The sequence below is a fragment of the Pseudescherichia sp. genome, assembly GCF_031998825.1.
Lineage (GTDB): Bacteria > Pseudomonadota > Gammaproteobacteria > Enterobacterales > Enterobacteriaceae > Pseudescherichia.
In genome coordinates, this window is the sequence record NZ_DAMACX010000001.1 from 131977 (window position 1) to 144225 (window position 12249).

Below are 12249 nucleotides of genomic sequence, written 5' to 3' on the forward strand. Positions count from 1 at the left end.
TTAACGTCCCCTGATTGCGGAGCCTGTCTTCAGGCCCCTGGTTTTATCGCGGCCAATAAGCTGGCTGGCAATGACCAGACCCAGCGAGAGTACCAACAGAATGGTCGCCAGCGCGTTCACCTCGGGTGATACGCCGACTTTCACCATCGAGTAGATCTTCAACGGTAGAATTTCATACCCTGGCCCGGTCACGAACGACGAGACAACGACGTCATCCATCGACAGGGTAAAGCTCAGTACCCAGCCGGCGGCCACGGCGGGCATCGCCAGCGGCAGAATGATCTTGCGCAGGATAGTGATTTCGCTGGCCCCCAGATCCTTCGCCGCCTCCAGCATGCGCACGTCAAAGCCTTTCAGCCGGGAATAGACCGTCACGACCACAAAGGGCAGGCAGAAGGTGATATGCGAGAAGAGCAGCGACCAGAAGCCCAGCTGGATGCCGAGCAGCATAAACAGCACCAGCAGCGAGATCGCCATGACGATATCCGGGGACATCATCACGACGAACAGCATTCCGCTGACGAACGGCTTGCCGCGGAAACGGTAGCGGTAGAGCGCCACCGCGGTCAGGGAGCCAATTAGCGTGGCGAAGGTCGCCGACAGCACCGCCATGGTCAGCGAGTGCTGTGCTGCCTGTAACAGGCTGTCGTTGTTCATCAGCAGGCTATACCACTGGGTAGTAAAGCCCTGCCAGTTGATGCCAAAGCGCGCCTGGTTAAAGGAGTTGACGATCAGAATAACGATCGGAATATAGAGATAAGCGTAGATAGCGGTCATAAAACCGCCGCGTAGCAGTCGACCCATTACTCCAGCTCCACCTTTTTGTTCAGCAGGCGCATCGCGCGCCAGTAGACCAGCAGCATCAGACCCATCACCACCGTCAGGGTGATGCTAGTCGCCGCGCCGAACGGCCAGTCGCGAATGTTGAGGAACTGGCTCTTAATCACGTTGCCGATCAGCAGATTTTTTGCACCGCCCATCAGATCCGAGACGTAGAACAGCCCCATCGCCGGAAGCATTACCAGCAGGCAGCCGGCGATAATGCCCGGCATGGTCAGCGGCAGGATGATGCGAATAAAGGTTTGCAGCTTGCTCGCGCCGAGATCCCGCGCCGCCTCCAGCAGCGGCTTGTCCAGTTTTTCAATGCTGGAGTAGAGCGGCATCACCATAAAGGGCAGCAGAATATAGACCAGACCGATGATGACCGCGCTGGGGGTAAACATAATGCGCAGTGGGGTATCGATAACTCCCAGCTCAAGCAGGAAGGCATTGAGGTAGCCCTTGGTGCTAAGAAAAAGCTTCAGGCCATAAATGCGGATCAGCGAGTTGGTCCAGAACGGCACGATCAGCAGGAAGAGCAGCAGCGGGCGCACCTTCTGCGGCAGCTTCGCCAGGAACCAGGCGAACGGATAGCCCAGCGCCAGACAGGCGAGGGTGGCAATCAGCGCCATATTGAGAGAGTGCAGCAGCACCTCAAAATAGAGCGGGTCGAGCAGTCGCGTGTAGTTGTCCAGCGTAAAGACCAGCTTAACGAAGGAGACGTCGTCGCGGGTCAAAAAGCTGGTCACCACAATCATCAGGTTGGGCAGAAAGACAAACAGCACAAGCCAACCGACGATAGTGGCGATCACCACGTTCTGGAATTTACTTGTGCTCTTCATCAGCCAGTACGACCTCCCAGCTCTCTACCCAGTTGATCGCCATCTTCTGATCCAGCGAGTGGTCGAAGTCAGGATCGTCTTCGTTAAAGAACTCGCTGACCATCACAATCTTGCCGTTCTCCAGCTCGACCACCGACTCCAGGGTCATGCCCTTGTAGTTACGCTCGCGCACGTAGCCAATCAGGCCTTCGATCTCATTGTCGTCGTTGATCTCATCGACGCGTAGATCTTCGGGACGCAGCAGCACGTTCAGCTTCTGGCCTGGCGTGACGGCAAAATTGACATAGATATTGCACTCGCGGCCTTCGACGCTGGCCCGCACGCGCTGTGCATCCAGGCGCTCGATCACCGTCGCGCTAAAGATGTTGATCTCACCGATAAAGCTGGCGACGAATAGATTCTTCGGCTCCTCGTAAATCTCACGCGGGGTGCCGTCCTGCTCGATTTTACCATTCTGCATCACCACGATGCGATCGGACATGGTCAGTGCCTCCTCCTGATCGTGGGTGACAAAGACAAAGGTGATGCCGAGCTTGCGCTGCAGCGCCTTCAGCTCGTTCTGCATCTGCTTGCGCAGCTTGTAGTCGAGGGCCGAGAGGGACTCGTCCAGCAGCAGCATGCGCGGCTTGTTGACCACCGCCCGGGCGATGGCAACGCGCTGCTGCTGGCCGCCGGAGAGCTGGTGCGGCTTACGCTGGGCAAACTCTTCTAGCTGCACCATCCGCAGGGCATCGGTAACGCGAGGAGCAATCTGATCCGCCGGGGTCTTCTGCATGCGTAGGCCAAAGGCGACGTTTTCAAATACCGTCATGTGCGGGAAGAGGGCGTAGCTTTGAAAGACGGTGTTAACATGGCGATGTTCTGCCGGAACGTTCGTTATATCATCGCTATCGAGGGTGATACGGCCGGTGTCGACGCTCTCCAGGCCTGCAATCAGGCGCAGGACGGTGGTCTTACCGCAGCCAGAGGGGCCAAGCAGCGTCAGGAATTCGCCGTTATTGATGGTGAGATTAAGATCGGAGATAACGGTTTTCCCATCAAAACTTTTTCGAATTCCCGCCATTTGTACCAGCGGTGAAAGCGAACGTAATTGTGTATTCAATTTTTGACTCTGTCCCATGTAGACGCAGCGGCTGGCTTACCGATGCGGGGTTTGTGAGTAACCACCTTGGGTTTTGGCACATTAATAAGGCCTGGCATTCTACGGCAAACCACTGAAATCGCCAAACCTTGTTCTTATTTCTTACCCAGCCAGGTAATATCTCAGCCACTATTAAGGGTGTAATAAAATACAGGGTTTACAAGTTAAAAGTGACCTGACGCAATACATATCCTGTCGCGCTTCTTGATAATGACGTGACAAAAAGTGAGGGTGGCCGCATGGAAAAATTACTTGAGCGTTTTTTACACTATGTTTCGTTGGATACCCAGTCGAAACCGGGTGTCAGACAGGTTCCAAGCACAGAGGGACAGTGGAAGCTATTAGAGCTGCTTCGCGATCGGCTTAACGAGATGGGCCTCGTCAACGTGACGCTGAGTGACAAAGGCACGGTGATGGCGACGCTCCCCGCCAACGTAGAGGGCGATATTCCCACCATTGGCTTTATCTCCCACGTCGATACCTCCCCGGATTTTACCGGCAAGAACGTCAATCCACAGATCGTCGAGAACTACCGCGGGGGCGATATCGCCCTGGGCGTAGGCGATGAGATCCTCTCTCCGGTGATGTTCCCGGTACTCCATCAGCTGCTGGGGCAGACGCTGATCACGACCGATGGCAAAACCCTGCTCGGCGCGGATGACAAAGCTGGCGTGGCGGAGATCATGACCGCGCTGGCAGTGCTAATTGAGCAGAACGTGCCCCACGGCGAGATCCGCGTGGCCTTTACCCCGGATGAAGAGGTAGGGAAAGGGGCGAAGCACTTCGACGTAGCGGCATTTGGTGCACAGTGGGCCTATACCGTGGACGGCGGCGGCGTGGGCGAGCTGGAGTTTGAGAACTTCAACGCGGCCTCGGTGACCATCAAAATCGTCGGCAATAACGTGCACCCCGGCACGGCGAAAGGGGTAATGGTTAACGCCCTGACCCTTGCGACGCGCATTCATGCCCTGGTCCCTGCCGATGAAAGTCCAGAGACCACGGAAGGCTACGAAGGTTTTTATCACCTGACCAGCATCAAAGGGGCGGTGGATCGCGCAGAGATGCACTACATCATCCGTGATTTCGACCGAAAAAACTTCGAGGCGCGCAAACGCAAGATCATGGAGATTGCCAAAAAGGTTGGCAAGGGCCTGCATCCGGACTGCTATATCGAACTGACGATCGAGGACAGCTACTACAACATGCACGAGAAGGTGGCTGAGCATCCGCATATTATCGACATCGCCCAGCAGGCGATGCGCGACTGCGATATTGAACCCCAGCTCAAGCCGATTCGCGGCGGTACCGATGGCGCTCAACTCTCCTTTATGGGGCTGCCGTGCCCGAATATCTTTACCGGCGGCTACAACTACCACGGCAAGCATGAGTTTGTGACCCTGGAAGGGATGGAGAAAGCGGTGCGCGTGATCGTGCGGATTGCAGAGCTGACCGCCAAACGGGGTTAATAGCGCTTGTCACACTATCGTCGTCATTACGTTCCTGGCGGGAGCTGGTTTTTCACCGTTAATCTGCGCAACCGCTATAGCGATCTGCTGGTCAGGCACGTTGATGCATTGCGTTCGGCAACGGCGCAGGTGAAGCGCCGTAAGCCATTTATGATTAACGGCTGGGTTGTTTTGCCCGAACATATGCACTGTATCTGGACGCTGCCGGCTGAAGACAGTGATTACTCGGGCCGCTGGCGCGACATCAAAAAGCATTTCACCCGGACGCTGCAAACGAAGGGTATCTGGCAGCCCCGATTTTGGGAGCATACCCTGCGCAATGAAGAGGATTACCGGCGGCATATGGATTACATCTATATCAACCCGGTTAAGCATGGCTGGGTAAAGCGAGTGCAGGATTGGCCCTATTCAACCTTCCATCGAGACGTGCAAAACGGCTTGTATCCGCTGGAGTGGGCCGGGGATTATACCGATTTCACCGCCGGAGAGCGGCGTTAATCATACATGCCAGACTTTGTAGGCCCGGCAAGCTTTGCGTCATCGGGCGAGGATGCGTTGGCACCGCAACGCCGGGCGGCACTGCGTTTGCCCGGCCTACGGTGGTACAGTGCTAACTGGTTTAATCCTCGAAGAACCAGTAGCCGCTGTTGACCAGCGCGGCGAGCATGGCGAGGAACGACGGGTCATCCAGCGCGTCGCCAAGCGTGTCTGCTGTCAGCACAATGTGGTTTGCCAGCGCGGCAAGGGCCGGGCGGTGCGGAGAGTCGATCTTCTCACCGTTGACAAATACCTCCTCGCCGACGCGCAGCACGCGAAGACCACCAAGGCGTACCAGCTTGTCACCCTGCTTCAGCGCGTCGTAGATCTCATCCGGCTGATAGGGCGGCTCCGGCGGAGAGACGTCCAGCTCGTGACGCGACTGGGAGATAAACTCACCAAACCACTGCTGGAACTGCGCTGGCTGGTTAATCAGCTCAAGCATCATGCCGCGCAGCTTATCCAGCTCCTGGGGCAGAATATCCGCCGGGTGCTCCCGCGACGGCACGTCCGGATCGCTATAGCGGTGGCTGCCCAACTCGCGCTGCAATACATAGTCCGCGAAACCGCTGATCATCTCCCGACCGCTTGGTGCGCGGAAGCCCACCGAGTAGTTCATTGAGTTTTCAAGAGAGTAGCCCTCGTGCGGGAAGGCAGGGGGAATATAGAGGATATCACCCGGCTCCAGCTCTTCATCAATGATCGCCTCAAAAGGATCGACCTGTAGCAGATCCGGGTGTGGGCAGTGCTGCTTCATCGGCACCTTATCGCCCACGCGCCAGCGGCGACGGCCGGTACCCTGAATGATAAACACGTCGTACTGATCGAGATGCGGGCCTACGCCGCCCCCCGGTACGGAGAAAGAGATCATCAGATCGTCAATACGCCAGTCTGGCAGCGCCCGGAAGGGACGCATCAGCGCGGCGCTCTGCTCGTGCCAGTGATCCACCGCCTGCACCAGCAGCGACCAGTTGGTTTCACCCAGGTGATCGTAGCTTTCAAAGGGGCCGTGGCTGACGTTCCATTTACCATCCTGATGACTGACCAGGCGGCTGTCGACTTCGCTCTCCATCGCCAACCCAGCCAGCTCGTCCGGCGAGAGGGGATCGATAAAGTTGGCGATGCCTCGTTTCAGCACCACCGGGCGTTTTTGCCAGTAACGCTGAATAAAATCGGCCCAGTCGAGTGTTAGTTGGTATTCCATATAAGTTTCCTGGTCTTGTGTCTGACTCGGATTATAACGGATGGCAACACGCCTGGGTGTTTAATTCGTTAATTATCCCCGGCGCTCTCCTGCTGACGGGCGAAAATCGCTTCCATCCGTGCGCCGCCGAGCGGACTTTCGCCAGCAACGATCTCTCCCCCGTACTGCTCCACGATCTCGCGGGCGACGGCTAAGCCTACGCCCTGGCCGGGTCGCAGGGTATCGGCCCGTTGACCGCGGTCGAAAATGGTCTCCCGCAGGCTGACCGGAATACCGGGGCCATCATCGTCAATGATAATATGCAGCCGATCGTCGGACTGCCGGGCGGACACCTCAACAAACTCCAGGCAGTATTTGCAGGCGTTATCCAGCAGGTTACCCATCACCTCCATTAAATCATTTTTCTCGCCGACAAAGCTGATCTCCGGGGAGATATCGAGGGTGATGGCCACCCCTTTACGCTGATAGACCTTATTCAGCGCTGAGGTCAGGCTATCCAGCAGCGCTGCAACCGGATGCAGTTCGCGACTGAGCATGATGCTGCCGCCGCGCATGCTGGCTCGATGCAGATAGTAGCCAATCTGCTGGGAGATACGGCTGATCTGCTCCAGCATCACCGGCTCGGCGTCGCTAACGCTTAATCTGTTGCTGCGCAGCGATCGCAGCGTGCTTTGCAGCACCGCCAGCGGGGTTTTCAGGCTATGGGTGAGATCGGTGAGGGTAGTGCGGTACTTATCGTAGCGCTCACGTTCGCTTTTCACCAGGCGATTGAGGTTACGTACCAGACTGACCAGCTCGCGGGAGGTCTCCGGATTCAGGCGCTCGCGGTGGTGATCCTCCAGCTCGCGTACCTCTCTTGCCAGCGCTTCGATAGGACGCAGGCTCCAGCGCGCCGCCATCCACAGCAGGGGAATAACCAGCAGCAGGTTGGCGATCACCACGTAGATAAACCAGTTCCACACTTGATGCGCCTGCTTGAGCTCGTCGGGCACGGTGTCGATCACCACGATAGTCATCGGTGGCATGTGGGCCGTTGCGGGGTAATAGTTCACCGCCACCGAGTGGGTGGTTTCACTATCGTGATCGTTGGCACGTAGATCGCTAAGGGCTTTCTGCGCTGAGGGATCGCCGCTGATTAAGACGCTGGTGGCGTCGGCATCGGCCTCAATCTCATGAAAACCGTCGACTTTTAACCACTCGGGGCGGATGCGCTGCACCAGCCACGGCACGCTGCGCTGGGACCACAGCAGCTGACCCTGCTGGTCATAGATCAGCGCCACGGTAGGGCCGTGCAGATTCAGATTTTCCGGCAGCTCAATGCTGAAGCGCTGGTTATCCCACCTCGACAGGGTATAGAAGAGATTGCTCTCACCGCGCAGCAGGCGAAAGGTAGTCTTGTCAAAGCTGACGCTGTAGCCCACCAGCGCCACCAGGCCGTAGGAAAGGGAGAGCACCAGCACCACGGCGGCGGTGGCAAGCAGAAAGCGGACCCGCAGGGAGAGCGGCAGCAGGTGCCGCCGGAGCTTTTTCATGAATGCAGTTCGAACAGATAGCCCTGGCCGCGCACGGTATTAATCACGTCATGAGGATACTGCGCCTGGATCTTTTTCCGCAGGCGGCCCATCAGTACGTCGATGGTATGGCTCTCACGCAGCTCGGCGTCCGGATAGAGCTGTAGCATCAGGGCATCTTTGCTGACAACCTTGCCGCTGTTGCGGATCAGCGTCTCCATAATGGTGTACTCGAAAGCGGTCAGCTTGATCACCTCGTCATTGATAGAGAGCTCCCGGCGCGAAAGATCGACCTGAAAAGGTGGCATAGAGATAACCTGTGAGGCGTGGCCCCCGTTGCGGCGCATCAGGGCCTGCATACGGGCGGCCACCTCTTCAATATGGAACGGTTTGGTGACGTAATCATCGGCCCCGGCGCTCAGCACCTCGACCTTATCCTGCCACCCTTCGCGGGCGGTGAGCACCAGCACGGGGAGGGTAACATCATGGCTGCGCCAGCGGCGGATCAGCGACAGTCCATCCTCATCCGGCAGGCCGAGATCGACAATGGCGATATCGGGAAGGTGTTCATTTAAATAGTAATCCGCTTCCTTTGCATCTTCGGCGGCGTCAACCTGATGTCCCAGCTCCTGAAGCTGCACTTTCAGGTGGTGGCGCAGCAAAGGGTTGTCCTCTACGACGAGTACGCGCATTGTCCGAACTCCCATGTATTCTTATTGTGAATAGTTTAACGCGAATTCGTGATTATGAGGCGATCGGAATCAACAGAGAGTAAACCAGCGGGAAGCAGCCTGCTCCCATTGCGAGAGCAGGCTAAAAGCCAGGAGATTATTTCAGCTCATCAACCATGGTAATGGCCCGACCGATATAGTTGGCAGGGGTCATGGCTTTGAGGCGGGTTTTCTCCTCTTCCGGCAGCGCAAGGCTATCGATAAACTGCTTCATACCTTCAGCGTCGACGCGTTTGCCGCGAGTCAGCTCTTTCAGTTTCTCGTACGGCTTTTCGATACCGTAGCGGCGCATCACCGTCTGGATCGGCTCCGCCAGCACTTCCCAGTTGTGATCCAGCTCGTCGAGCAGACGATCGCGGTTCACTTCCAGCTTGCTCACGCCTTTCAGCGTCGACTGGTAGGCGATCAGCGCGTAGCCGATGCCGACGCCGAGGTTACGCAGCACCGTGGAGTCGGTGAGGTCGCGCTGCCAGCGGGAGACCGGCAGCTTAGCCGCCAGGTGCTGCAGCACCGCGTTAGAGAGGCCCAGGTTGCCTTCGGAGTTTTCGAAGTCAATCGGGTTAACCTTGTGCGGCATAGTCGAGGAGCCAATCTCACCGGCGATCGTCTTCTGCTTGAAGTGGTTCAGGGCGATGTAGCCCCAGACGTCGCGGTCGAAGTCGATCAGAATGGTGTTAAAGCGTGCCATGCAGTCAAACAGCTCGGCAATATAGTCGTGCGGTTCAATCTGGGTGGTGTACGGGTTCCACTGGATGCCCAGAGAGGTGACAAACTCCTCGCTGAACTGGTGCCAGTCCACTTTCGGGTAGGCCGCGATGTGGGCGTTATAGTTACCTACCGCGCCGTTGATTTTACCGAGGATCTCCACCTGGGCGAGCTGGCGGAACTGACGCTCCATGCGGTAGGCCACGTTGGCCATCTCTTTACCCATGGTTGACGGCGTGGCCGGCTGGCCGTGAGTGCGGGAGAGCAGGGGGATATCGCGATACTGCACCGCCAGATCTTTTACCGCATCGATAATCTTGCGCCAGTAGGGCAGAACCACCTCTTCCCGCGCGGTATGCAGCATCAGGGCGTGGGAGAGGTTGTTGATATCTTCTGAGGTGCAGGCAAAGTGAATGAACTCAGAGACCGCGTGCAGGGCCGGAACGTCGGCTACTTTCTCTTTCAGAAAATACTCGACCGCTTTCACGTCATGGTTGGTGGTGCGCTCAATAGTTTTGATACGCGCGGCGTCTTCTTCGCTGAATTCCGCAACAATCTTATCGAGGTAACCGTTTGCGTCGGCAGCAAAAGCAGGAACTTCCTTGATAGCTGCATGTGCCGCCAGCTTTTGCAGCCAGCGTACTTCTACCTGAACACGAAACTTCAGCAGGCCGTATTCGCTGAAGATCTCGCGCAGCGCGCTGACTTTATCGCCGTAGCGTCCATCGACAGGGGAAACGGCGGTCAGTGAGGATAATTCCATAAGACAAAACTCCGGGACGTTAACAATGGGCAAGAATTTGTTTCGCCTGCGTGGACAGACGATTACGGGAAAACATCAGCTGCAGACGGCCACCGCCGACCTGGTGCCAGAGCACGGCGGCGCGGATGCCAGCGAGCAGCGAGGCGCGAACTTTAGCCTGCACCTGGGCGCTTTGCAGCACCGCCGGGGTGCCGGTTACCTGAATACGCGGACCCAGGGGGCTTATGACATCAACATAGATCGCGGCCATCGCGCTTAGCAGGGTGTCGGAGTGCAGGTCGAAGTGCTCAAGCTGGCGCTGTAGCCCGGCGATGCGGCTTCCCAGCTCATTCATTGCGCCTTTACCTGCGGCGAGCTTACGCTCCAGCACCATCAGGCTTAAGGTGTAGCGGGTCAGCTCGGCGTTCAGCCCCTGGCGGCTGCTGGCGTTGAGCACGCCGAGCAGAGTTTCAAGCCCCATGCGCAGGTTAGCTTCACTCCCGCCAAATACCGCCAGCGTTGAGTCCGGGTTCTGGTCAATCACGCTGTTCAGCGAGACATGCAGCGCGTCGGAATCGCAGGTGCCCTGGTGCGCCAGCTGCTGCACCAGGCGGGCCGACTGGCAGATCCCTGCCAGCGCGATGGTGATATCATAATAGTTCTTCGCCACACTCACTCCTTGTTTCCCCGCCGCCTTACATGCAACGGGGAGAATGTCTACGTTAAACCGGCAGCGGCAGACGCTGCTCAATAATGCCGCCGCCCAGGCAAACCTCACCGCTGTAGAAGACAGCGGACTGGCCCGGCGTGACGGCCGCCACCGGCTCGTCAAAACGAACCTCGATACGCTCGTCATCCAGCGCGGTGACCGTGCAGGGAATATCGGTCTGGCGATAGCGCGTTTTCACCGTGCAGTGCAGCGTGCCGGTAAAGGTTTCGCGATCGACCCAGTGCAGCTGCTGGGCAATCAGGCCCACTGACATCAGACGCGGGTGATCGTGACCCTGAGCGACGATCAGGATATTATTTTCAACGTCTTTATCGACCACGTACCACGGATCTTCGCTGCCCTCTTTGGTGCCGCCAATGCCAAGGCCTTTACGCTGGCCGAGGGTGTGATACATCAGCCCCTGGTGCTCGCCAATCTCGTCGCCGTCAACGGTGATGATTTTACCCGGCTGGGCAGGCAGGTAGCGCCCCAGGAACTCGCGGAATTTACGCTCGCCGATAAAGCAGATCCCGGTGGAGTCTTTCTTCTTGGCGGTAATCAGACCCAGCTCTTCAGCAATTTTACGCACCTCGGGCTTCTCCAGCTCGCCGACCGGGAAGAGGCTCTGGGCGATCTGCTCGTGGCCGAGGGTATAGAGGAAGTAGCTCTGGTCTTTGTTGCCGTCCAGCCCGCGCAGCAGGCGGCTTTTGCCGTCAACGTCCGCCCGGCGCACGTAGTGGCCGGTGGCGATGTAGTCCGCGCCGAGATCTTCGGCGGCGAACTCGAGGAAGGCTTTGAATTTGATCTCTTTGTTGCAGAGGATATCCGGGTTTGGCGTGCGTCCGGCCTTGTACTCTTCGAGGAAGTGCTCAAAGACGTTATCCCAGTACTCTGCGGCAAAGTTAACGGTGTGCAGCTCAATGCCGAGCTTGTCGCACACCGCTTGCGCATCGGCAAGATCGGCGGCGGCGGTGCAGTATTCCTCGCCGTCATCCTCTTCCCAGTTCTTCATGAACAGGCCTTCCACCTTATAGCCCTGCTGTTGCAGCAGGTAGGCAGAGACGGAAGAGTCGACACCGCCGGACATCCCGACGATCACTTTTTTTGGGCTTTCAGACATAGAATACTCGCGACATTAAACTTCAAGGCGGCGTATTCTATCACGCAAGCGCGCCTCAGGCATCACTTGTAAAAGGCCAGTTAAATTCGCCGATCAGCGCCAGAGGATAGCGCTGTCCGCTCTGGTAGCAGCGGATACTCTCCGCCACCAGCGGCGAGCGCAGGTTGGAGGCGGTTAAAATCTCATCGGCGCTGACCCACAGACAGCGATCGATATCGCCATCGTTAGGCCAGGTAGCGCACGTTTCGTTAAGCTCGATAGCAAACAGAAAGCGCAGGAAGGGAGTATTATCCGGGGCAATCCACTGGTGCATGCGGATAAAGTGCTGGGGTACGGCATCGATGCCGGTCTCTTCCCACAGCTCGCGTGCGGCGGCCTGTACCAGCGTTTCATTTGCTTCCAGGTGTCCGGCAGGCTGGTTCCAAAGCGCCTTGTCGTTAATGGTCTCTTCAACCACGAGAAACTTGCCCTGGGCATGCACTACGCAGGCAACGGTTACGTGCGGTTTAAACATACTCTCTTCCTTATTCAGCAATATCTCGCCACTCACCGTTAGCGAGATTTTCCAGCGTGTAATTCCCCATAGCGTAACGGATTAGGCGCAGCGTGGGAAAACCAACGTGTGCGGTCATGCGTCTGACCTGGCGGTTACGCCCTTCATAGAGGGTGATTTTCAGCCAGGCGGTAGGAATAGATTTACGCTCGCGGATCGGCGGGTTGCG

General features: G+C 57.4%; 12 protein-coding genes and 1 pseudogene. 2 read left to right on the forward strand and 11 right to left on the reverse strand.

All coding sequences use genetic code 11. The features are described from left to right. Genes potC through potA form a run of 3 tightly spaced genes read right to left on the reverse strand, consistent with a single transcriptional unit; the run spans nt 1 to nt 2781 of the window. Nucleotides 1-804 carry a spermidine/putrescine ABC transporter permease PotC gene (gene potC, locus RTP97_RS00675; protein ID WP_312409907.1) on the reverse strand — a complete coding sequence of 268 codons (804 nt, stop codon included), beginning with the start codon at nt 802-804 and terminating at the stop codon, nt 1-3. Further along, nucleotides 804-1661, reverse strand: coding sequence for a spermidine/putrescine ABC transporter permease PotB (gene potB / locus RTP97_RS00680; protein ID WP_312409909.1), 858 nt, complete (start codon nt 1659-1661; stop codon nt 804-806). The genes potC and potB overlap by 1 nt, the downstream gene beginning before the upstream one ends. Then, entirely contained in the window at nt 1645-2781 is a 1137-nt protein-coding gene (potA, locus tag RTP97_RS00685) for a spermidine/putrescine ABC transporter ATP-binding protein PotA (protein WP_312409912.1), read from the reverse strand. Before potA ends, potB begins: the two co-directional genes overlap by 17 nt. Before the next feature lie 260 nt (nt 2782-3041). Between potA and pepT the strand changes: the two genes are divergently transcribed. Together pepT and RTP97_RS00695 are read left to right on the forward strand one after the other, a co-directional pair. Then, the gene (pepT, locus tag RTP97_RS00690; RefSeq protein ID WP_312409914.1) at nt 3042-4268 is read left to right on the forward strand and encodes a peptidase T; all 1227 of its coding nucleotides are present in this window, start codon (nt 3042-3044) and stop codon (nt 4266-4268) included. A gap of 6 nt (nt 4269-4274) precedes the next feature. Next, nucleotides 4275-4766, forward strand: coding sequence for an REP-associated tyrosine transposase (locus RTP97_RS00695; protein WP_312409916.1), 492 nt, complete (start codon nt 4275-4277; stop codon nt 4764-4766). Between the two features lie 121 nt (nt 4767-4887). Here the strand turns inward: RTP97_RS00695 and RTP97_RS00700 are convergent, their stop codons facing one another. The 8 genes and pseudogenes from RTP97_RS00700 to RTP97_RS00735 form a co-directional block, all read right to left on the reverse strand. Then, complete coding sequence (locus RTP97_RS00700; RefSeq protein WP_312409918.1) at nt 4888-6009, reverse strand: cupin domain-containing protein; 1122 nt, start codon at nt 6007-6009, stop codon at nt 4888-4890. 68 nt (nt 6010-6077) lie between these two features. After that, the gene (gene phoQ, locus RTP97_RS00705) at nt 6078-7541 is read right to left on the reverse strand and encodes a two-component system sensor histidine kinase PhoQ (RefSeq protein WP_312409919.1); all 1464 of its coding nucleotides are present in this window, start codon (nt 7539-7541) and stop codon (nt 6078-6080) included. Beyond that, complete coding sequence (phoP, locus tag RTP97_RS00710; RefSeq protein WP_312210855.1) at nt 7538-8212, reverse strand: two-component system response regulator PhoP; 675 nt, start codon at nt 8210-8212, stop codon at nt 7538-7540. The genes phoQ and phoP overlap by 4 nt, the downstream gene beginning before the upstream one ends. Nucleotides 8213-8348: 136 nt before the next feature. After that, on the reverse strand, nt 8349-9719 hold the full coding sequence (purB, locus tag RTP97_RS00715) for an adenylosuccinate lyase (protein ID WP_312409921.1): 1371 nt from the start codon (nt 9717-9719) through the stop codon (nt 8349-8351). Nucleotides 9720-9738: 19 nt separating this feature from the next. Then, the gene (hflD, locus tag RTP97_RS00720; protein WP_312409922.1) at nt 9739-10368 is read right to left on the reverse strand and encodes a high frequency lysogenization protein HflD; all 630 of its coding nucleotides are present in this window, start codon (nt 10366-10368) and stop codon (nt 9739-9741) included. Between the two features lie 52 nt (nt 10369-10420). Continuing rightward, a complete protein-coding gene (gene mnmA, locus RTP97_RS00725; protein WP_312409923.1) occupies nt 10421-11527 on the reverse strand; it encodes a tRNA 2-thiouridine(34) synthase MnmA in 1107 nt (368 codons plus the stop codon). Nucleotides 11528-11582: 55 nt separating this feature from the next. Then, nucleotides 11583-12041: an NUDIX hydrolase gene (locus RTP97_RS00730; protein WP_312409925.1), complete on the reverse strand. Its 459-nt coding sequence runs from the start codon at nt 12039-12041 to the stop codon at nt 11583-11585. Nucleotides 12042-12051: 10 nt separating this feature from the next. Further along, nucleotides 12052-12249 (reverse strand): annotated as a pseudogene (locus tag RTP97_RS00735) (23S rRNA pseudouridylate synthase); the annotation flags it as partial.

Bases quoted from the DNA above. Each gene is read 5' to 3' on its own strand.
- phoQ (WP_312409919.1), bottom strand. From the start codon at position 7,541: ATGAAAAAGCTCCGGCGGCACCTGCTGCCGCTCTCCCTGCGGGTCCGC.
- pepT (WP_312409914.1), top strand. From the start codon at position 3,042: ATGGAAAAATTACTTGAGCGTTTTTTACACTATGTTTCGTTGGATACC.
- potC (WP_312409907.1), bottom strand. From the start codon at position 804: ATGGGTCGACTGCTACGCGGCGGTTTTATGACCGCTATCTACGCTTAT.
- potA (WP_312409912.1), bottom strand. From the start codon at position 2,781: ATGGGACAGAGTCAAAAATTGAATACACAATTACGTTCGCTTTCACCG.
- mnmA (WP_312409923.1), bottom strand. From the start codon at position 11,527: ATGTCTGAAAGCCCAAAAAAAGTGATCGTCGGGATGTCCGGCGGTGTC.
- RTP97_RS00730 (WP_312409925.1), bottom strand. From the start codon at position 12,041: ATGTTTAAACCGCACGTAACCGTTGCCTGCGTAGTGCATGCCCAGGGC.
- purB (WP_312409921.1), bottom strand. From the start codon at position 9,719: ATGGAATTATCCTCACTGACCGCCGTTTCCCCTGTCGATGGACGCTAC.
- phoP (WP_312210855.1), bottom strand. From the start codon at position 8,212: ATGCGCGTACTCGTCGTAGAGGACAACCCTTTGCTGCGCCACCACCTG.
- potB (WP_312409909.1), bottom strand. From the start codon at position 1,661: ATGAAGAGCACAAGTAAATTCCAGAACGTGGTGATCGCCACTATCGTC.
- RTP97_RS00700 (WP_312409918.1), bottom strand. From the start codon at position 6,009: ATGGAATACCAACTAACACTCGACTGGGCCGATTTTATTCAGCGTTAC.